The sequence below is a fragment of the Agromyces molybdatiresistens genome, assembly GCF_052748445.2.
The window spans coordinates 2,243,191-2,262,412 of the sequence record NZ_CM188258.1 but is presented as its reverse complement, the minus strand read 5'-3'; the positions used below and the strand labels follow the sequence as shown (position 1 = coordinate 2,262,412).

General features: G+C 71.6%; 18 protein-coding genes. 6 read left to right on the top strand and 12 right to left on the bottom strand.

The features are described 5' to 3' along the window. Nucleotides 1–28: 28 nt before the first annotated feature. Genes ACULK2_RS10460 through ACULK2_RS10445 form a run of 4 tightly spaced genes read right to left on the bottom strand, consistent with a single transcriptional unit; the run spans nucleotide 29 to nucleotide 3,266 of the window. Nucleotides 29–391, bottom strand: coding sequence for a hypothetical protein (locus ACULK2_RS10460; protein ID WP_445967187.1), 363 nt, complete (start codon nucleotides 389–391; stop codon nucleotides 29–31). Beyond that, nucleotides 388–2,058 (bottom strand): radical SAM protein, encoded by a 1,671-nt coding sequence (locus tag ACULK2_RS10455; protein WP_445967186.1) that lies wholly within the window; start codon nucleotides 2,056–2,058, stop codon nucleotides 388–390. The genes ACULK2_RS10460 and ACULK2_RS10455 overlap by 4 nt, the downstream gene beginning before the upstream one ends. Nucleotide 2,059: 1 nt before the next feature. Continuing rightward, a complete protein-coding gene (locus ACULK2_RS10450) occupies nucleotides 2,060–2,485 on the bottom strand; it encodes a hypothetical protein (protein WP_445967185.1) in 426 nt (141 codons plus the stop codon). Then, nucleotides 2,478–3,266, bottom strand: coding sequence for a prolipoprotein diacylglyceryl transferase (locus ACULK2_RS10445; RefSeq protein ID WP_445967184.1), 789 nt, complete (start codon nucleotides 3,264–3,266; stop codon nucleotides 2,478–2,480). The genes ACULK2_RS10450 and ACULK2_RS10445 overlap by 8 nt, the downstream gene beginning before the upstream one ends. A gap of 100 nt (nucleotides 3,267–3,366) precedes the next feature. Here ACULK2_RS10445 and ACULK2_RS10440 point away from each other — a divergent pair, with 100 nt between their 5' ends. From ACULK2_RS10440 to ACULK2_RS10430, 3 genes are all read left to right on the top strand, one after another. Beyond that, nucleotides 3,367–3,870 carry a DUF6993 domain-containing protein gene (locus tag ACULK2_RS10440; RefSeq protein ID WP_445967183.1) on the top strand — a complete coding sequence of 168 codons (504 nt, stop codon included), beginning with the start codon at nucleotides 3,367–3,369 and terminating at the stop codon, nucleotides 3,868–3,870. 87 nt (nucleotides 3,871–3,957) lie between these two features. Further along, nucleotides 3,958–5,640, top strand: a complete 1,683-nt coding sequence (gene ettA / locus ACULK2_RS10435; RefSeq protein ID WP_445967182.1) for an energy-dependent translational throttle protein EttA — start codon at nucleotides 3,958–3,960, stop codon at nucleotides 5,638–5,640. 1 nt (nucleotide 5,641) lies between these two features. After that, the gene (locus ACULK2_RS10430; RefSeq protein ID WP_445967181.1) at nucleotides 5,642–6,121 is read left to right on the top strand and encodes an acyl-CoA thioesterase; all 480 of its coding nucleotides are present in this window, start codon (nucleotides 5,642–5,644) and stop codon (nucleotides 6,119–6,121) included. Between the two features lie 21 nt (nucleotides 6,122–6,142). Here the strand turns inward: ACULK2_RS10430 and ACULK2_RS10425 are convergent, their stop codons facing one another. The 3 genes from ACULK2_RS10425 to ACULK2_RS10415 all read right to left on the bottom strand — a co-directional run bounded on the left by ACULK2_RS10425 (nucleotide 6,143) and on the right by ACULK2_RS10415 (nucleotide 8,163). Continuing rightward, nucleotides 6,143–6,703, bottom strand: coding sequence for a hypothetical protein (locus ACULK2_RS10425; RefSeq protein WP_445967180.1), 561 nt, complete (start codon nucleotides 6,701–6,703; stop codon nucleotides 6,143–6,145). Further along, a complete protein-coding gene (locus ACULK2_RS10420; protein WP_445967179.1) occupies nucleotides 6,700–7,164 on the bottom strand; it encodes a Rieske (2Fe-2S) protein in 465 nt (154 codons plus the stop codon). The genes ACULK2_RS10425 and ACULK2_RS10420 overlap by 4 nt, the downstream gene beginning before the upstream one ends. Nucleotides 7,165–7,281: 117 nt before the next feature. Beyond that, nucleotides 7,282–8,163 carry an acyl-CoA thioesterase gene (locus ACULK2_RS10415; RefSeq protein ID WP_445967178.1) on the bottom strand — a complete coding sequence of 294 codons (882 nt, stop codon included), beginning with the start codon at nucleotides 8,161–8,163 and terminating at the stop codon, nucleotides 7,282–7,284. A gap of 95 nt (nucleotides 8,164–8,258) precedes the next feature. Here ACULK2_RS10415 and ACULK2_RS10410 point away from each other — a divergent pair, with 95 nt between their 5' ends. Further along, nucleotides 8,259–8,939 carry a DUF8185 domain-containing protein gene (locus tag ACULK2_RS10410; protein WP_445967177.1) on the top strand — a complete coding sequence of 227 codons (681 nt, stop codon included), beginning with the start codon at nucleotides 8,259–8,261 and terminating at the stop codon, nucleotides 8,937–8,939. A gap of 64 nt (nucleotides 8,940–9,003) precedes the next feature. On the opposite strand, the gene ACULK2_RS10405 is transcribed toward ACULK2_RS10410, so the two are convergent. From ACULK2_RS10405 to pepN (ACULK2_RS10385), 5 genes are all read right to left on the bottom strand, one after another. After that, nucleotides 9,004–10,689: an FAD-binding dehydrogenase gene (locus tag ACULK2_RS10405; protein WP_445967176.1), complete on the bottom strand. Its 1,686-nt coding sequence runs from the start codon at nucleotides 10,687–10,689 to the stop codon at nucleotides 9,004–9,006. Nucleotides 10,690–10,794: 105 nt separating this feature from the next. Beyond that, nucleotides 10,795–11,178: a globin gene (locus tag ACULK2_RS10400; protein ID WP_445967584.1), complete on the bottom strand. Its 384-nt coding sequence runs from the start codon at nucleotides 11,176–11,178 to the stop codon at nucleotides 10,795–10,797. A gap of 14 nt (nucleotides 11,179–11,192) precedes the next feature. Beyond that, nucleotides 11,193–12,311 (bottom strand): mechanosensitive ion channel family protein, encoded by a 1,119-nt coding sequence (locus tag ACULK2_RS10395; protein ID WP_445967175.1) that lies wholly within the window; start codon nucleotides 12,309–12,311, stop codon nucleotides 11,193–11,195. 124 nt (nucleotides 12,312–12,435) lie between these two features. Beyond that, nucleotides 12,436–14,991, bottom strand: coding sequence for an aminopeptidase N (gene pepN, locus ACULK2_RS10390; protein ID WP_445967174.1), 2,556 nt, complete (start codon nucleotides 14,989–14,991; stop codon nucleotides 12,436–12,438). Further along, nucleotides 14,991–17,558, bottom strand: a complete 2,568-nt coding sequence (gene pepN, locus ACULK2_RS10385) for an aminopeptidase N (RefSeq protein WP_445967173.1) — start codon at nucleotides 17,556–17,558, stop codon at nucleotides 14,991–14,993. Before pepN (ACULK2_RS10385) ends, pepN (ACULK2_RS10390) begins: the two co-directional genes overlap by 1 nt. Before the next feature lie 121 nt (nucleotides 17,559–17,679). Between pepN (ACULK2_RS10385) and ACULK2_RS10380 the strand changes: the two genes are divergently transcribed. Together ACULK2_RS10380 and ACULK2_RS10375 are read left to right on the top strand one after the other, a co-directional pair. Further along, nucleotides 17,680–18,207 (top strand): ribose-5-phosphate isomerase, encoded by a 528-nt coding sequence (locus ACULK2_RS10380; protein ID WP_445967172.1) that lies wholly within the window; start codon nucleotides 17,680–17,682, stop codon nucleotides 18,205–18,207. A 3-nt stretch (nucleotides 18,208–18,210) separates the two neighbouring features. Further along, nucleotides 18,211–19,215, top strand: coding sequence for an Fpg/Nei family DNA glycosylase (locus ACULK2_RS10375; RefSeq protein WP_445967171.1), 1,005 nt, complete (start codon nucleotides 18,211–18,213; stop codon nucleotides 19,213–19,215). Nucleotides 19,216–19,222: the final 7 nt, after the last annotated feature.

The window sequence follows — 19,222 nt, the reverse complement described above, 5'->3', positions numbered from 1 at the left end:
GGGGCTGCGTCCGGAATCCGCGCCGCGCTCAGAGTCGGGCCGCGAGGTCGATCGTCCAGATGACCGTCCCGGCGGCCCCCGCGACGGCCAGCAGCCCGAGGTACAGGAGGACCAGCCGCGTGTCGCGCAGCCAGCAGCGAGAACGCGTCAGCCCCGCACGCCAGGCTCGCCAGTATGCGAGGAACCCGATCGCGGCGAACACGAGGAGCGCGAGCGGACCGAGCGCCCACCCGAGCAGCACGATCGTCGCGAAGATGCAGAGCCGAAGAGGATCGTCCGGCGCCCCCGTCGGAGCCGGATCGTCGTTGCGGGCCGCGTCGCGGTGCGACACGAGGTCGCCTGGGGCGGGCCCGCGCGCGATGCGCTCGGCGGCGGCTTCCTGCTCGCTCATCGCGCGCTCCGCGCCGTCCGCACCAGGTCGTCGACGCTCGACAGCGCCGTCGTCGACGGACCTCCGCCGAGCGCGGGGTCGGGCCCGGCCGCGCGCGCGGACGCCGTGCTCAGGCGCTGGCGCGAGAGCGGGCCCCACGCCTGGACCGCGCAGAACGGAGCGCACTGATCGAGGCCGTCGTCGCCGATGGTCCCGACATGGACGCAGCACTGCACGAGCCGCTCCTCGAGCATGGTCGAGATGTCCTGGAAGGGCTTCACGGTGATGCGCTTGACACGCTCTCCCATGAGGCGGCGCATGCGATCGCGCTGACCCGGAAGCCGGCTCGCGGCGAGCGTCGCGAGGGTGCCGATGCCGAGGTCGCACTGCTCGCAGATGTTCTGCCAGAGCGTGGCCGTGCGACTGTCCGCCGGAGACGCCTGCTCGCTCAGCAGATCGAGGAGGGAGTTCTTGACCAGGTTCCGCATCTGCAGCGGGATCGCACGATCCGCGACCCGGTTGGCGAGGCTCTCGGGGGCGATCTCCAGCCAGCGCAGGAGCTCGTCGTGCCCGACGATCGCGACGAGCGAACGCCAGACGCCTGCATCGTCCTTCAGCAGGTAGCCGACCGACGCGCAATGCGGATGCGAGCAGGGCAGCGCCGTGAGGTCGTGCCAGTTGACGACCCCGCCGGTCTGCGGTCCGAGCCGGGCGAGCACACCCGTGTGGGTCAGGCGGTCCATCGGGTCGATGAGCTGCCCTCTGCCCGACCCGAACACGGGCTGCAGCGCGACTCCGCTCACGAACGGCGTTTCGAGCGCGCGCAGGACGACGGCGCCGATGTCCGCGTCGTTGACTCCGAGGGCGGCGGTCATCGTCAGGGTCGTGAAAATCTCGGCCGACGAGAGTCGTTCGATCGCGAGGTCCTTGAAGCGGGTCAGGTCCCCGCCCCGGTGGTGAACGGATGCCTCGGACGACGGCCCGTCGTACTGCAGGTACACCTCCAGTCGGTCGCGGTGCCGGGCGAGCAGCTCGAGCGTGCGGTCGTCGGAGGCGACCAGCATCCCGTTGGTGTTGACCATGATCCGGACGATCGGACGCTCGACCAGTTCATCGAGCAGTTCCTCGAACCAGGGGTAGAGCGTCGGTTCGCCGCCCGAGAGCATCAGGACGTCGAGGCGGCCGTTCTCGCGCTCGAGGCGCGCATCCACGTTGGCGAGCACGGCGTCGAGAGGGGCGACGCCACTCAGCTGCGGACCTGAGGCCGTGAAGCACGTCGGACACCGCAGGTTGCAGTGCTCGGTGACGTCCTCCAGCAGGATGCAGGTGTGCTGGGTCTGCATCTCGGGAAGTCCGTAGCCGTACGCCTCGGGCACCGGCAGCCAATTGCCGGGTCGATCGGGCACGTGGCGCTTCGTCGGCGCCTGCCACCGTTCGAGGTAGCGGAGGATCTCGGGGTCCTCGTCGTACAGCGTGCTGACGAGCCCGTGGACCGGGCAGCCTCGTTCGAGCCACACCCGGCCGTCTCGGACCATGAGCGCGCCGGACAGGCGCCGCACCTCCGACAGGGGACCATCGGGGTCATGGCACTCCGGGCAGTAGGCCGTGACGTAGCGGTGGATCCGGTCGTCGCGGAGCGGCTGGCCGTCGCCGAGGCTCCGTCCTCGCATCGAGTCGAGCGCGCTCACCTCAGGCGCTCCAACTCGTCAACAGGGCGGTGCACACGCCGCCCGTGATCAGCACGGCCGCGCCGAGTGCGATCAGCAGTCCGCTGCCGGTGCGCCTCGTCCGTGGGATGACCGCGAGCACGATCCCCGCCACGAGGAGCGCGACCGGGACGCCGAGCAGGAGCGTGAGGAACACGGTCAGCTGCCGGCCGTCGGTGACTCCGAAGAAGGGCACCAGCCAGACCGATGCGGCCGCGATGACCGCGATGCCGATGCCGAGCCAGATGGAGCCGCGTCCGGCCTGGTGCTCGCCGGGCGTCGGCGGGAACGGCCGGGTGCCCTCGCTCGGCTCCGCCGGCTCACCCTCCGGGGGAACCGGGGGCCCGGGCGGCTCGGGGGGTCGACGCGGATCGACCGGCTCGGGCGGGTCGGGCGGCTGGTCACTCATCGATTCCTCCGGGGGTTGCGGTGACGGGCGTGGTGGGGACGGCTTGAGCTCGGAGGAGACGTTCGACGCGCCAGGCGAGCAACGGCAGGACGGCGAGCAGGAACCACTGCGGGCGGGTGAGTCCGAGCCAGACGGCCTCGTTGGCGCGGACGAATTCCACCAGGAACCGGAAGACGGCGTAGGCGGTGACGTAGAGCACGAAGAGGTCGCCGGGTCGACCCATCCGCGTGCGCAGGACGAGGAGGGCCGCGAACGCCGCCAGCTGGAACGCCGCCTCGTAGAGGTAGGTCGGGTGCAGCCCGACGCCGGGCGGGCCGCCCAGCAGCGCGGCCTGTTCCGACGTGAGGACGATGCCCCAACCGAGGGCGGTCGGCTTGCCCGGCAGTTCGGTGAGGAGGCAGCCGATCCGCCCGATCCCGATGGCCAGGGCGACCGCCGGGGCGAACAGGTCGCCGGTGGATCCCCGATACCGCGTGAGGAGCTTCCCGACGTGGACGCCGATCCAGGCGCCGACGAGGCCGGCCAGCACGCTTCGGCTGCCGTCCATCCACCATTGCGCGAGCGGCTCGTTCGCCGACGGATCGAACTGCTGCCACCAGGTGCCGAGGCGCGACCCGACGGCGCCGAACGCGAGGCACGTGCCCGCGATCACCCACAGGCGATCGTCGTGGCCCACCGTCCGTCGCACCGACCATGCGAAGAGGCCGACTCCTGCGGCGAGGCCGAGGGCGACGAACACGGCATGGACGAGGCCGTTCCCCGCCGCCGCCAGAGCCATCATGGCGCTCACTGTAGCGACGGGCCGTCCGACGGTGATCGCACGGTCGCGCGACGCGCCGGAGAACGGTTCGCGGTCGAGACCGGGCCTAGAATCGACCATCGTGGGCATCGGTCGGGCGCGAGCGCTTCGAGCGCGGATCGCCGCCCGGCGAGCCGTCATGGTGGTCCTCGTCACCGCCGTCGTCGCGACGACGGGCGGCTGTGCCGCACCATCCGTCGACTCCGGAGCGGGGCAGGCATCCGAGCAGGCCCCGACGACCTCGACCGCGCCGATGGTGCCGACCTCCGAGCCATCCGGTGCCGACGACCTCGCCCGCTTCGACGGCGTGAACCGCGGGGTGATCGCCGCCGACGAGTCGCCGGGCGGGTTCGCGTTCGTCGACGCGCTCGCCGAGGCGGGCTTCGACCGCGCGTCGATCGAGGTCACCGCCGACACGACGACCCTCGGCGAGCGTGCGGATTCGATCCAGTTCGCGGTGCGCGTCGACGACCGGTGCCTGATCGGTCAGTACGGCGAGGGTTCCGACGGGTATCGGAGCATGGAGGCCGGCGTCCTCGGCACGGGTGGATGCCTCGTCGGCGCGGCGGTCGCGTCCGGGGGATGACCCGCCGCTCCGTCGGCGATCGGCTCGGTCGTTCGCGGGCCGCTAGGCTGGAGGGCTGAACCGTGCACTCCACTCGTGAGGAACCCAGTGGCTGACTACATTTACTCGATGGTCCGCGCCCGCAAGGCGGTCGGCGACAAGGTGATCCTGGACGACGTCACGATGGCGTTCCTCCCCGGGGCGAAGATCGGCGTCGTCGGCCCGAACGGCGCCGGCAAGTCCACGATCCTGAAGATCATGGCCGGCCTGGACCAGCCGTCGAACGGCGAGGCGAGGCTCACGCCGGGCTACTCGGTCGGCATCCTCATGCAGGAGCCGGTGCTCGACGAGACGAAGACCGTCCTCGAGAACGTCCAGGAGGGCGTGGGACCGATCAAGTCCAAGATCGACCGGTTCAACGAGATCTCGGCCGAGATGGCGAACCCCGACGCCGACTTCGACACGTTGCTCGCCGAGATGGGCACGCTGCAGGAGGACATCGACGCGGCCGACGCGTGGGACCTCGACTCGCAGCTCGAGCAGGCGATGGACGCCCTGCGCTGCCCGCCGAGCGACACGCCGGTCTCGGTGCTCTCCGGCGGTGAGAAGCGCCGCGTCGCGCTCTGCAAGCTGCTGCTGCAGAAGCCCGACCTGCTGCTCCTCGACGAGCCCACGAACCACCTCGACGCCGAGAGCGTCCTCTGGCTCGAGCAGCACCTCGCCAAGTACCCCGGCGCCGTGCTGGCCGTCACGCACGACCGGTACTTCCTCGACCACGTCGCGGAGTGGATCTGCGAGGTCGACCGAGGCCGGCTCTACCCGTACGAGGGCAACTACTCGACCTACCTCGAGAAGAAGGCCGAGCGCCTGCAGGTGCAGGGCAAGAAGGACCAGAAGCTCCAGAAGCGACTCAAGGACGAACTCGAGTGGGTCCGCTCGAACGCCAAGGGACGCCAGGCGAAGTCGAAGGCCCGTCTCGCGCGGTACGAGGAGATGGCGGCCGAGGCCGAGCGCACGCGGAAGCTCGACTTCGAGGAGATCCAGATCCCCGCGGGTCCGCGCCTCGGCGATGTCGTGCTCGAGGCGAAGAACCTCGAGAAGGGGTTCGGCGACCGCATGCTCATCGACGGGCTGAGCTTCACGCTGCCGCGCAACGGCATCGTCGGCATCATCGGCCCGAACGGCGTCGGCAAGACCACGCTGTTCAAGACCATCGTCGGCTTCGAGCCGCTCGACGACGGCAAGCTGAAGATCGGCGAGACCGTGAAGATCTCGTACGTCGACCAGTCGCGCACGGGCATCGACCCCAACAAGACGCTCTGGGAGGTCGTCTCCGACGGACTCGACTACATCCAGGTCGGCAAGACCGAGGTGCCGAGCCGCGCCTACGTCTCGACCTTCGGCTTCAAGGGCCCCGACCAGCAGAAGCGCGCCGGCGTGCTCTCGGGCGGTGAGCGCAACCGCCTGAACCTCGCGCTGACGCTCAAGCAGGGCGGCAACCTGCTGCTCCTCGACGAGCCGACGAACGACCTCGACGTCGAGACCCTGTCGAGTCTCGAGAACGCACTGCTCGAGTTCCCCGGCTGCGCCGTGGTCATCACGCACGACCGCTGGTTCCTCGACCGCATCGCGACCCACATCCTCGCGTACGAGGGAACCGACGAGAACCCCGCCGACTGGTACTGGTTCGAGGGCAACTTCGAGGCGTACGAGGCCAACAAGGTGGAGCGCCTCGGGCCCGAGGCGGCGAAGCCGCATCGCTCGACGTACCGCAAGCTGACGAGGGACTGACATGCGCCTTCACGTGCCGACGCCGCTGCGCTGGAGCGACCTCGACGCGTACGGCCACGTGAACAACGCCCGGATGCTGAGCCTCCTCGAGGAGGCTCGCATCCAGGCCTTCTGGGTGAACGACGACGGCACGGCCGAGCATGCGGTCGGCGCCTCGACCGCGGTGCTCGACGCATCGCCCGGCGCAGCGACGCTCACGCTCATCGCGCGGCAGGAGGTCGAGTACCTCGCACCGATCCCCTACCAGCGGCTCCCGCTCGACATCGAGCTCTGGATCGGACGCATGGGCGGCGCGAGCCTCGACGTCTGCTACGAGGTGTTCTCGCCGGCCGGCGTCCAGCCGCGCACGCTCTACACGCGCGCCGCCACGACGATCGTGCTCGTGGATGCCGCGACCGAGAAGCCACGGCGCATGACGGACGCGGAGCGGGTGGCCTGGGAGCCGTACCTCGGCGACCCCGTCCCGTTCCGGCGCCGCTGACGCGCCGGCGCGGCATCCGCCCTATCGGTCCTCGAGCGGCTCGTCGCTGAACGAGCCCTCCCACACGGCGCGGCTGCCCGCTTCGCCGATGCGCACCGTCGTCCAGACGGCGCCGACGCCGACGCCGACCGTGGCGACGAGCAGCAGGGCCGCGATCACGACGCGTGCGGGGCTGCGCCGGGCGGGCGTCGACACGCCGCGTGCGGCGGCGACCTCGGCGTCGGTGACCCTCCGGGCGGCGGAGCGTTCCGCGAGCGCGAGCGCACTGACGAGCGCCGCGACGACGACGAGGGCGATGACCCAGGGCAGGATGTCGTCGCCCTGATCGGCGTGCGCCTCGATGAGCGGCGTCTCGGGCACGCGCTCGACGAGCCACTCGCCCGCCTCCACGGTGACCCACGTGAGCCCGAGCAGCACGAGCGCCCCGATGAGCGTCGGCAGCCAGAGCGCGCGGCGCGCGGCGGGCCACGCCGCGAGGACGACGAGCAGCACCGAGAGCAGCGGCACGCCGACCACGACGACGTGCACGAGCAGCACGTGCATCGGCAGGCCCGCGACCTGGAAGTCGAAGAGCTCGCTCATCCGGCGATGACCCGGTCGCCCTCGACGGTGACGGGCACCGAGGGGAGCGGCTCGAGCGCGGGCCCCTGCTCGACCTCGCCGGTCGCCGCGTCGAAGACCGACCCGTGGCAGGGGCACTCGAAGCTCGCGCCGGCGGCGGCGACCGTGCAGCGCTGGTGCGTGCAGATCGCGCTGAACGCGACGACCTCGCCCGCGGTCGGCTGCGCGAGCAGAACGGGCTCGCCGCCGATCGTCGCGCCGATGCTGCCCCCGACGGGGATGTCGGCGAGGGCCGCGACGTCCTCGCCCGCGGCATCCGTCGGCGTCGACGCGCCGCTGCCGGCGTCGCCGCCCGAGTCGCCGCCGCCGTCGACCGCGGAGTCGGACGGGGCGCACCCCGCCAGGATCAGCGCGCCGCCGAGCGCGCCGCTTCCGCCGAGCGCGAGCGCCGTGCGGCGCGAGAGTTCACGGGAATCGTCCACGTGTGCTGCCTCCCTCATCAGGCCGCGGGGGCGCGGCGATGCTGCCATTCTGCGGCAGAACGGCCGACGGATGGCGCATTCGCCGGGATCGCACAGCCGCGCGTCGAGGTCGCCGGATCAGGCGGTCGGGACGGGTGCGGGAACGCGGACCATGCCCTCCTGGGCGACGCTCGCGACGAGGACGCCCTCGCGTGTGTAGATGCGGCCGAGCGAGAGCCCTCGCCCGCCGCTGGCCGACGGCGAGTCCATCGTGAACAGCAGCCACTCGTCGACGCGCGCATCCCGGTGCCACCACATCGCGTGGTCGAGGCTGGCGACCTTCAGGCCGGGCGTCGCCCACGCCACGCCGTGGGCCCGGAGCACGGGCTCGAGGATCGAGTAGTCGCTCGCGTACGCGAGTGCCGCGCGGTGCTGACGGGGGTCGTCGGGCAGCCGCCCGTAGGCCTTCATCCAGACGACCTGGTGCGGCATCCGCTCGCCCTCGACCGTGAGGTACACCGGCGACGGGATGTGCCGGACGTCGAACGCGCGCTCGCTCGACCAGTATCGCGCGACGTCGTGGTCGAGGTGGCCGAGCACGTCGGCCGTCGACGGCAGCGAGTCGGGATCGGGGAGGTCGTCCGGCATCCCGATCTGGTGCTCGAAGCCCTCGTCGCGCGTCTGGAACGACGCGATGAGCGACAGGATCGGCAGCCCGTGCTGGAACGCCTGCGTGCGCCGGGTCGAGAACGAACGGCCGTCGTGGATGCGGTCGACCGAGAACGTGATGGGATGCTGCACGTCTCCGGGACGGAGGAAGTAGCCGTGCATCGAGTGGATCGGCCGGTCGTCGGGCACGGTGTGGCTGGCGGCGATGATCGACTGCGCGAGCACCTGACCGCCGAACACACGCCCGCGCGGCATCCACTGCGATGGGCCGGTGAAGATGTCCTCGTCGGTCCGCGCCCCGGTGTCGGTGAGTCGCAGCGTGCTCAACAGGCCCTCGATCGGACCGCTCATGGTTCCTCCGTGTGGGTCGGTCGCCCGTCGCCCCGCCGATCGGCGGGCGCGCGACGGCCGGGGCCGCGGCGCTCTCTCGGTAGTCTAGACAGGCCATGGTCCAGCAATTCACGCTTGCCGACAGCCTGTCGCTCGGCGATCTGCACACGTACCTCCAGCGCGCCTCGCGCGTGGAGGACGGCTCGGTGCGCCTCGTCGCCGCGAACGGGATCCTGGCCGTGTACACCGCGATCCTCTACCCGCGCGGCATCCTCGACGAGAGCCCGACCGTGCTCGGCCTGCGCACCTTCCAGCTCTTCGAGACCGACGACTTCGACGTCGTGGTCCCGATGCGCTCGGTCGTCGACCGCATCGTCCGCGCGCGCGGCGAGATCGGCGAGGACGACGAGTCGCGCCCCGTGACCATGACCCGGCCGCCCGAGGTGAACACCGTCACCTGGGCGGGCATCTCGCCCCCACGGGGCGGCTGGCGGCCGCTCGGCGAGACGGACGCCGCAACGCTCGAGCGTGCGGCCCGCGCGGGCATCGACGAGGTGGCCGCGACGATCCCAGAGGGCACGGGCGAGCAGCTCGTGCAGCGCGTGCGCTCCGAGGTGTGGGGCCGCGGCATCGAGGGCCTCGAGTACGTGCCGACCGGCGCGGCGTTCGCGGCGTTCAGCCTGGGCTTCCTCGGCGACGACCCGACGGCCCTCTTCGAGACCGGCCCGTGGACGCGCCTGAGCTCGCGACGTGGTCACGTGCTCGTGCGGCGGAAGGCGTGGACGCTCAAGGCGTAGCCGCGGCATCCGTCCTCGTCCCGGTCCGCTCCGGCGGCCGCGGGCGCGCGACGAGCCCGAACCGTCAGCGCGCCGCGATCGCGCGCCCCGCGGCGCGCCCCGTGAACAGGCACCCGCCGAGGAACGTGCCCTCGAGCGCCCGGTAGCCGTGCACGCCGCCGCCGCCGAAGCCCGCGGCCTCGCCGACCGCGTACAGGCCGGGCAGCGGAGCGCCGTCGGCGCCGAGCGCGCGCGAGTCGAGGTCGGTCTGGATGCCGCCGAGGCTCTTCCGCGTGAGGATGTGCAGCTTCACGGCGATGAGCGGGCCGGCCTTGGGGTCGAGCAGGCGGTGCGGCGACGCGACCCGGATGAGCTTGTCGCCGCGGTAGTGCCGTGCGCCGCGGACGGCGGTCAGCTGCAGGTCCTTGGAGAACTCGTGGTCGACCTCGCGGTCGCGGGCGACGATCTCGCGCTCGATGTCGTCGGCGTCGAGCACTCCGTCGGGGGAGAGGCGGCGCATGCCGTCGAGGAGTTCCGGAAGCGTGTCGGCGACCACGAAGTCGACGCCGCGCTCCTTGAACGCCTCGACCGGGCCGGGTGCCCCCGAGCCGAGCCGATCGGCGAGCAGCCGCAGGTCCTTGTTCGTCAGGTCGGGGTTCTGCTCGCTGCCCGAGAGGGCGAACTCCTTCTCGATGATCTTCTGCGTGAGCACGAACCAGGAGTGGCCGTGGCCGGTCTTCGCGAGGTGCTCGAGCGTGCCCAGCGTGTCGAACCCCGGGAAGAGCGGCGCCGGCAGTCGCGAGCCCGTGGCATCGAACCACATCGACGACGGTCCGGGCAGGATGCGGATGCCGTGCCGCGCCCAGACCGGATCCCAGTTCGTGATCCCCTCCGTGTAGTGCCACATGCGGTCGCCGTTGACGAGCCGGGCACCGGATGCCGCGGCGATGCCGAGCATGCGCCCGTCGACGTGCGCGGGCACGCCCGACAGCATCTCGGCCGGCGGCGTGCCGAGTCGCTCCGGCCAGGCCGCCCGGACGAGCTCGTGGTTGCCGCCGATACCGCCCGAGGCGATCACGACGGCGGGAGCACGGAGCTCGAAGTCGCCGACGACCTCGCGGTTCGAGCCGACGCCCCGCGCGGCCTCGTCCAGCGCGAGTCGCGCACCGCGGACGCCGACGACCGCGCCGCCCTCGACGACGAGCTCGTCGACCCGATGCCGGAACCGCAGCGACACGAGCCCCGCCGCCTCGCCGGCACGGACCCGAGCGATGAACGGCTCGAGCACGCCCGGCCCGGTGCCCCACGTGATGTGGAAGCGCGGCACCGAGTTGCCGTGCCCGATCGCCATGCCGGCGCCGCGCTCGGCCCAGCCGACGACCGGGAAGAACCTGAGTCCCTTCTCGCGGAGCCAGGCCCGCTTCTCGCCGGCGGCGAACTCGAGGTAGGCCTCGGCCCAGCGCCGGCCCCACTCGTCCTCGTCGCGGTCGAAGCCGGCGGTGCCGAGCCAGTCCTGGCGGGCGAGCTCGAGCGAGTCGCGGACGCCGAGGCGCCGCTGCTCCGGCGAGTCGACGAGGAAGAGCCCGCCGAACGACCACCACGCCTGTCCGCCGAGGCTCGCCTCGGGCTCCTGGTCGAGGATCGCGACGCGCTTGCCGGCGTCGACGAGCTCGGACGCGGCGACGAGGCCGGACAGCCCGCCGCCGACGATCAGCGCGTCGAACTCGGCGGCCGCGGGCGATGCCGCGGAGGGAGTGGTCGGGTCGGCCACGGGGGACTCCTTCGTCTCGGGCGGGGTCGGCATCCGGCTCGGGGTGATGCGGGTGCCTGGGGCGGGCGTCGGGCGACGCGGCGCCGTGGCGGGCGGCTCGGCCGGCTACTCCTCGAAGGTGTTCACCATCGCGAACGCCGCCCGCTGGAGATAGTCCCACAGCGTGGCCTCCGCGACCGGCGGAAGGTCGAGCGTGTCGACGGCGGCGCGCATGTGCGCGAGCCAGCGGTCGCGCGCGTCCGGGTTCACCTTGAACGGCTGGTGTCGCAGCCGGAGGCGCGGATGCCCGCGCTGCTCGCCGTACGTGGTCGGGCCGCCCCAGTACTGCTCGAGGAACATGAGCAGCCGCTCCTCGGCCGGACCGAGGTCCTCCTCCGGGTACATCGGCTTCAGGACCGGGTCGCCGGCCACGCCGCGGTAGAACTCGTGCACGAGCCTCGCGAAGGTGGCGTGCCCGCCGACCTGGTCGTAGAAACTCGGCGAGGGCAGGTTGTCGGGCAGGCTCACGGGGTGTCCTTCGGGATGGGATCGGCGTCGGGCGTGGTCGGGACGCTGCCCGTGCCGGTGACGGTGTTCGCGGCGCGCATGGCGCGGAGCAGCCGCTTGCTCGGCGGCCGGCGGTCCACCACGGGGTTCGGTTCGGTCTTCGGCGGCTTCGCACCCTTCACGCGGGTGACGCCGTCGAATCCGCTGAGCACGACGCTGGCCAGGCTCGGCAGGGTGAGGTCCATGCCGTCGAGCGTGCGCTTCAGCCGCATCCGGAGCTCCCGCGCGACGTCGTCCTTCGCGGACGTGCGGACCTTCATCACGATCCGGATGACCATCGCGTCGTCGGAGACCGACTCCAGGCCCCAGATCTCGGGCTTCTCGAGGACCCGCGAGCGCCACTTGCCCGACTTCGCCATCTCGGTCGCGGTGCCGAGCATCGCGGCCTCGACCTCGTCGACGTCCGCCGTGTACGGCACCGCCAGATCGATGATGACGCGCGCCCAGCCCTGCGACATGTTGCCCACGCGGGTGATCTCGCCGTTGCGGACGAACCACAGCGTGCCGTTGACGTCGCGCACCGACGTCACGCGGATCCGGACCTCCTCGACGATCCCGGTCGCGTGACCGAGGTCGACGATGTCGCCGACGCCGAGCTGGTCCTCGACGACCATGAACATGCCGTTCAGTGCATCCTTCACGATGTTCTGCGCGCCGAAGCCGAGGCCGGCGCCGATCGCCGCCGACAGCAGCGTGAACGAGCCGAGGATGTCGGGGGCGAGCACCTGCACGACGAGGAGGACGACGATCACCGCGATCGTGACGTTCACGATGTTCGTGAGCACCGTGCCGAGGGTCCGGGTGCGCTGCACGACGCGGACCGCGGCGAGCGGCGAGGCGGCGTTCAGCGCCTGCGTGTCGGTCACGTCCTGCTTGCGCTTGACGCCCGTGACGATCTGGTTGACCGTGCGGCGGATCACGAAGTGCAGGATCCAGCGCACGATGAGCGCGATCGCGACGATCGCGGCGATCTGGATGACGTTCGACAGCACCTGGCCGTACCAGGTCTGCCAGAACCCGTCGAGCTGGACCCAGATGTCGACCTGCTCGGGATCGGTCTCTTCGAACGGGCGCATGATGCTCGAATTCTACTGAGCACCGGCGGGGCGGATGCTGGACGCGCCCGAGCACCGCGCGCGGCCCGCCGGTGCCCCGAGGGGGCGACCGACGGGCCGCGATCCGATCCGGCGGTGTTCCGGCTCAGCCGGCGGTGGCCGCGTCGCGTTCCCGGGCGGCGAGGGCGCGCTCCAGTTCGCTCAGCTGCTCCGACACGAGTCGGTGCAGCGGTGCGGGCTCGGCGTGCGCGTCCAGCCAGACGCCGACCGCCTCCGCGAGCCGGGCGTCGACCACGGGCGCCGGGAACAGGCGCCGCACGATGAGCGAGGCCATCGTGTAGCTCCGTTCGGCCCAGACCCGGTCGAGCATGCCGAGGTAGTCGTCGGCGGTGCCGGCGAGGAGCGACGGATCCGACGTGCGCTGCCAGCCGTCGGCGATCGCGCGCGCGAGGTCGTTGGAGAGCGAGGCGTCGCTCGCGACCCGGCGCCACGCGGCATCCTTCGACGCCTGGTCGGGACGCGCGGCGCGCGCCGTCTCCGCGAGCTGGCGACCCTTCGCGGTGTCGTCCGCGGCGAGGGCCGCGTCGATCTCGTCGTCGGACGCCGCGCCGAGCGTCGCCCGTGCGATCGTGATCTCCCACCGCAGGTCGAGGTCGACCTCGAGCCCGGGCAGGCGCGTCTCGCCGGTGGCGAGCGCCTCGAGCACGTCGGCGTGCGCGGGCACGCACGCGAGGCGCGTGAACGCCTTGACGAACTGCAGCTGCGCGTCGGAGCCCTCCGCGGCGAGCTCGGCGAGCGCCCAGATCGCGTCCGCGGCCTCCTCCGCGAGCACGTCGCGGTGGTGGTCGGCGAGGTACCGGGATGCCGCGATCTCGAGCCGCGACAGCGCCAGGCCGCGGGCCGCGGACTGCGTCTCACGCCCGACGTTCGCGACCACGAGCCGCACGAAGTCGGACGCGGGGATCTCCGCGTCCCGGACGCCGTCCCACGCCGAGCCGAGGATCACGGCGCGGGCGACCGGGTCGGCGAGCTCCGACAGCCGGTCGCGGGCGACGGCGAAGGACGCCTCGTCGAGGCGCACCTTCGCGTAGGTGAGGTCGTCGTCGTTCACGAGGAGCAGCGCGGGCCGCGGCCGGCCGACGAGTTCGGGCACGTCGGTGGCCGCCCCGTCGATGTCGAGCTCGACGCGGTGCACCCGCGCGAGCCGACCGTCGAAATCGTCGTACGATCCGATCGCGACGCGGTGCGGGCGCAGCGTCGGGTGCGACGCCGCTGCGGACTGCAGGACGCGGGCGCCGGTGATGAGCCCCGCGGCATCCGCCTCGACCTCGAGCCGAAGCGTGTTCACGCCGGCCGTCTCGAGCCACTTCGCCGACCAGTCGGCGAGGTCGCGGCCGCTCGCGCGCTCGAGCTCCGCGAGGAGGTCGGCGAGCGTGGCGTTGCCGCCCGAATGCCGGGCGAGGTAGGCTCCGACGCCGCGCTGGAAGGCGTCGAGGCCCACCCAGGCGACGAGCTGCTTCAGCACCGACGCGCCCTTGTCGTACGTGATCGCGTCGAAGTTCACCTCGACGTCGCCGAGGTCGCGGATCTCGGCGACGATCGGGTGCGTCGAGGGCAGCTGGTCCTGCTCGGCCGCATGCGACTTCTCGTCGGTCGCGAACGTCGCCCACACGTCGGTGAACTCCGTGACGCGCGAGGTGGCGAGCGTCGACGCCCAGGTCGCGAACGACTCGTTGAGCCAGAGGTCGTTCCACCAGCGCATCGTCACCGAGTTGCCGAACCACATGTGGCTGAGCTCGTGCAGCACGACGATGGCGCGCTGCTCGCGGCGGGCGTCGGACACGCGCGACCGGAACAGGTAGCCCTCGTTGAACGTGACCGCGCCGACGTTCTCCATCGCGCCCCAGTTGTACTCGGGCACGAAGATCTGGTCGTACTTGCCGTACGGGTACGGCACGCCGAACGCGTCCTCGTAGAACGAGAGGCCGTCGCGGACGAGCTCGAACATGACGTCGGGTTCGGCGTACTGCGCGAGGGACGTGCGCGTGAAGAGGCCGAGGGGCACCTCGCGCCCGTCACGACTCGTCGCCGACGAGCGCCACGACGCGTACGGCCCGGCGATGATCGCGACGATGTAGCTGGAGATCACGGGCCCGGTGTCGAACGCCCAGACCGCGGTGCCGGATGCCGCGGGGTGCGGCTCGGGCGATGGCGCGTTGCTCAGCACCGTCCAGTGGTCGGGCGCGGTGATCGTGAACCGCACGGCCGCCTTCAGGTCGGGCTGGTCGAACACGGCGTAGACGCGGTTGGCCTCGGCCACGGCGAACTCCGTGTACAGGTACGCCTCGCCGTCGACGGGGTCGACGAATCGGTGCAGGCCCTCGCCGGTGTTCGTGTACGTGCGCGTCGAGACGACCAGCAGCTCGTTCTCGGCCTCGAGGCCGTCCAGCCGGATCCGGAAGCCGTCGGAGACCGTCGCCGTGTCGAGCTGGCGGCCGTTCAGGACGACCTCGTGCAGTTCGGCCGTGGTCGCCTCGATGAACGTCGACGCGCCCGGAGTCGCGGTGAACCGCACGAGCGTGTCGGACCGGAACCGGCCGTCGTCGCCCGTGAGGTCGAGCGTCACCTCGTACGCGGGGGAGCCGAGGAGCGTCGCGCGCTCCTCGGCCTCCGCCCGCGTCAGGTCGGGGCGGCCCGACATCAGGCGTCCTGTGCGTCGCGCGCCTGCGCAGCCAGCGCGCGGTCGACGCCCGCGAGGTTCTCCACGACGAGACGGCGGAGCGCGGACGGCGCCTCGGGGTTCGCATCGAGCCAGGCTCGCGATGCGTCGGCGAGGGCGCGGTTCGCCAGCGTCGACGGGTACAGCCCGTCGACCAGCTTCTCGGCGATCGCGTAGCTGCGCTCGGTCCAGACGCGGCCGATCATCGCGAAGTACCGGTCGACGAAGCCCTCGAGCACGGCGAGGTCTGCGGAGCGGACGAAGCCGATGGCCGTGTCGCGGACGACCGAGTTCGTCGCCGTGTCGGTCTCGACGAGCGACGCCCAGGCGCGCTCCTTGGCGTCGGCCGTGGGGATCGCGGCGCGCGCCTTCGCCGCGGCTTCGCGCCCGGTGACGGTGTCGTCCTCGGCCAGGCGCACCTCGATCTCCGCGTCGCCGACGCGGCCGGCCGCGGCGAGCGCGATGAGCAGCTCCCAGCCGAGGTCGGTGTCGACGGCGAGGCCGTCGAGCGCGACGGTGCCCGCGTACAGCTCCTCGAGCGCGTCGAGGTTCGAGCCGTGCTCCGCGATCGCGGCGAACGACTTCACGAACTGGAACTGCGCGTCGCTGCCGGCCTCGGCCTCGTTCGCGAGGTCCCAGAACCCGTCGGCCAGGAGGCGCAGCGCGTCGTGCCTGCGGTCGGGCGCGGTGTACGCGCTCGCGGCGAGGATCGAGTTCGCGAGCACGATGCGGAGCGTGGTCGACTCCGTCTCGCTCGCGATGTTGCCGAGCACGAGCGCGAGGTAGTCGCTCGCGCGGGTCTCCGCGTCTCGCGTGGCATCCCACACCGAGCTCCACACGAGCGCGCGCGCCAGGGGGTCCTCGATCTCCGACAGGTTCGCCAGGGCGACGCCGTGCGATGGGGCGTCGAGGCGGATCTTCGCGTACGCGAGGTCGTCGTCGTTCAGCAGCACGAGGTCGGGGCGGGCGAGGCCGACGAGCTCCGCGACCTCGGTGCGCTCGCCGTCGACGTCGAGCTCGACGCGGTGGTCGCGGACGAGCTTGCCGCCAGTGAGGTTGTAGAAGCCGATCGCGAGCCGGTGCGGGCGGATCGTCGGGTACTCCTCGATCGCCGACTGCAGCACCGCGAACGAGGTGATCCGACCGTCGTGGTCGGTGTCGATCTCGGGACGCAGCGTGTTCACGCCCGCGGTCTCGAGCCAGAGCCTTCCCCAGTCGGACAGGTCGCGGCCGCTCGCGGTCTCGAGCTCGGCGAGCAGGTCGGCGAGCGTGGTGTTGCCCCACGCGTGCTTCCGGAAGTACGCAGAGACGCCCGCGAAGAACGCATCGACGCCGACCCACGCGACGAGCTGCTTGAGCACCGAGCCGCCCTTGGCGTAGGTGATGCCGTCGAAGTTCACCAGGACGTCCTCGAGGTCGCGGATCTCCGCGACGATCGGGTGCGTCGAGGGCAGCTGGTCCTGGCGGTACGCCCAGCTCTTCTCCATGGCGTTGAAGGTCGTCCAGGCGCCCTCCCACTCCGTGGCCTCGGCGGTCGCGATGGTCGACGCCCATTCGGCGAACGACTCGTTCAGCCACAGGTCGTTCCACCACTTCATGGTGACGAGGTCGCCGAACCACATGTGTGCGAGCTCGTGCAGGATCGTCACGACCCGGCGCTCGCGGATGGCATCCGTCACCTTCGAACGGAACACGTACACCTCGGTGAAGGTGACCGCGCCCGCGTTCTCCATCGCACCGGCGTTGTACTCGGGCACGAAGAGCTGGTCGTACTTGGCGAACGGGTACGGCACGCCGAACTTGTGCTCGAAGTACTCGAAGCCCTGCTTGGTCTTCTCGAACACGTAGTCGGCGTCGAGGTACTCCGACAGGCTCTTGCGGGCGAACACCCCGAGCGGGATGACGCGGCCGTCGGAGCTCGTCAGCTCGTCGCGGACGACGTCGTAGGGTCCTGCGACGAGCGCCGTGATGTAACTCGAGATGCGGGGCGTCGGCTCGAAGGCCCACGTCTTCGCCGCACCCGTCGAGTCCGAGGCGACCGCGTCGACCGGCTCGGGCGTCGGCGAGTTCGACACGACCTGCCAGTGCGCGGGCGCCGTGACCGTGAAGCGGAATGCCGCCTTCAGGTCGGGCTGCTCGAACACCGCGTACATGCGGCGCGAGTCGGGCACCTCGAACTGCGTGTAGAGGTAGACCTCGTCGTCGACCGGGTCGACGAACCGGTGCAGGCCCTCGCCCGTGTGCATGTAGCGGCCGTCGGCGACGACGGTCAGCTCGTTCTCGTCCTCGAGGCCGTCGAGCCGGATGCGGACGCCGTCGCTGACCTCGGCCGGGTCGAGCTCGCGGCCGTTCAGGGTGACCGAGTGGACGGCAGCGGTGATCGCGTCGATGAAGGTCGACGCACCCCGCCGGGCGGCGAAGCGCACCGTGGTCTCCGACCGGAACATCTCCGGGCCGGTCGTGACGTCCAGGCGGATGTCGTAGTCGTGCACCGTGACGAGCGCGGCGCGCTCCTCGGCCTCGATGCGGGTGAGGTTCTCTCCAGGCACTCAGGTCTCCATCTGCGTCGAACGGATGCGTCGGCCCGACGTTCGTGGCGCGGGCAACCACATCAGCCTAGCCGCGCGGCATCCGGCCCGGGAGGGGAGCGGCGATCCCTAGACTTGGCGCATGCGCATCCACATCGCGACCGACCACGCCGGCCTCGAGTTCAGCCGGACGCTCCAGGCGCACCTCACGAACGGCGGGCACGAGGTCGTCGACCACGGACCCGCCGAGTACGACGCGCTCGACGACTACCCCGCCTTCTGCATCAACGCCGCGCTCGCCGTGGCGCGCGACCAGGCCTCGGGCGTGCGGACGCTCGGCGTGGTCTTCGGCGGTTCGGGCAACGGCGAGCAGATCGCGGCGAACAAGGTCGCCGGCATCCGCGCGGCGCTCGTGTGGAGCATGGACACCGCGATCCTCGCGCGACAGCACAACGACGCGAACGTGATCTCGATCGGCGCCCGCCAGCACACCGTCGAGGAGGCGATCCGGTACATCGACGCGTTCATCGCCGAGCCGTTCTCGGGCGACGAGCGGCACGTGCGCCGCATCGCACAGCTCGCCGAGTACGAGACCACCGGCGACATCGTCGACAAGGGCGTCGACGTCGACGGCTCGACCGGCCGCATCGTCGGCGCGCCCGCGGAGTAGCCGGTGCCCGAGGGCCATTCCGTCCATCGCATCACGCGCCAGTTCGAGCGGAACTTCGTCGGTCGCCTCGTGCGCGCATCGAGCCCGCAGGGCCGGTTCGCCGAGGGCGCTGCCGACCTCGACGGTCGACGGATGGTGGATGCGCGCGCCGTGGGCAAGCAGATGTTCCTCGGCTTCGAGGGCGACCGCTGGCTGCGGGTCCACCTCGGCATGTACGGCGCGTGGGACTTCGCGGGGGACATCCTGATGGATGCCACGATCGCGTCGTCGAACGGCCGCATGGGGCAGACGAACCAGAGGGGCACGTTCCTCGATGGCCCGAATCCCGATGCGGTCGTCCTCGACGCCGCGGGGGAGAACTCGGTGACCTCGATCGGAGCGCCCCGCCGAACGCGACTGCGCATGTCGGAATCGGAGAAGGAGGGCGCCGAGCCGGAGGACTTCCCGCCCGAGCCGGTCGGGCAGGTCCGCGTCCGCCTCCTCACCGACACCGTCGTCGCCGACCTCCGCGGGCCCACCGCGTGCGAGGTGCTCGATCCCGCGCAGGTCGAGGCGGTGGTCGGCAGGCTCGGTCCGGACCCGCTGATCGACGGCGGCCCCGACGCCGAGGAGCGCTTCACGAGCGTCGTGCGGCGCAAGCCCACGCCGATCGGACTGCTGCTCATGGACCAGAACGTCGTCTCGGGCATCGGCAACGTCTACCGCGCCGAGCTGCTCTTCCGCGCCCGCCTGAACCCGCACACCCCGGGCCGGCTCGTGCCCGAGGAGACGGTGCGCGAGCTCTGGCGCGACTGGGCGCGGCTCCTTGGCATCGGGGTCGAGACCGGTCAGATGATGACCATGGACGGGCTCGAGGGCGAGGCGTGGCGCGCCGCGATGGCGAACCGCGACGACCGGCACTGGGTCTACAAGCGCGAGGGACTGCCGTGCCGCGTCTGCGGCACGAACATCCTCCTCGAGGAGATGGGTGCCCGGAAGCTCTACTGGTGCCCGAACTGCCAGGCCTAGGAGCGGA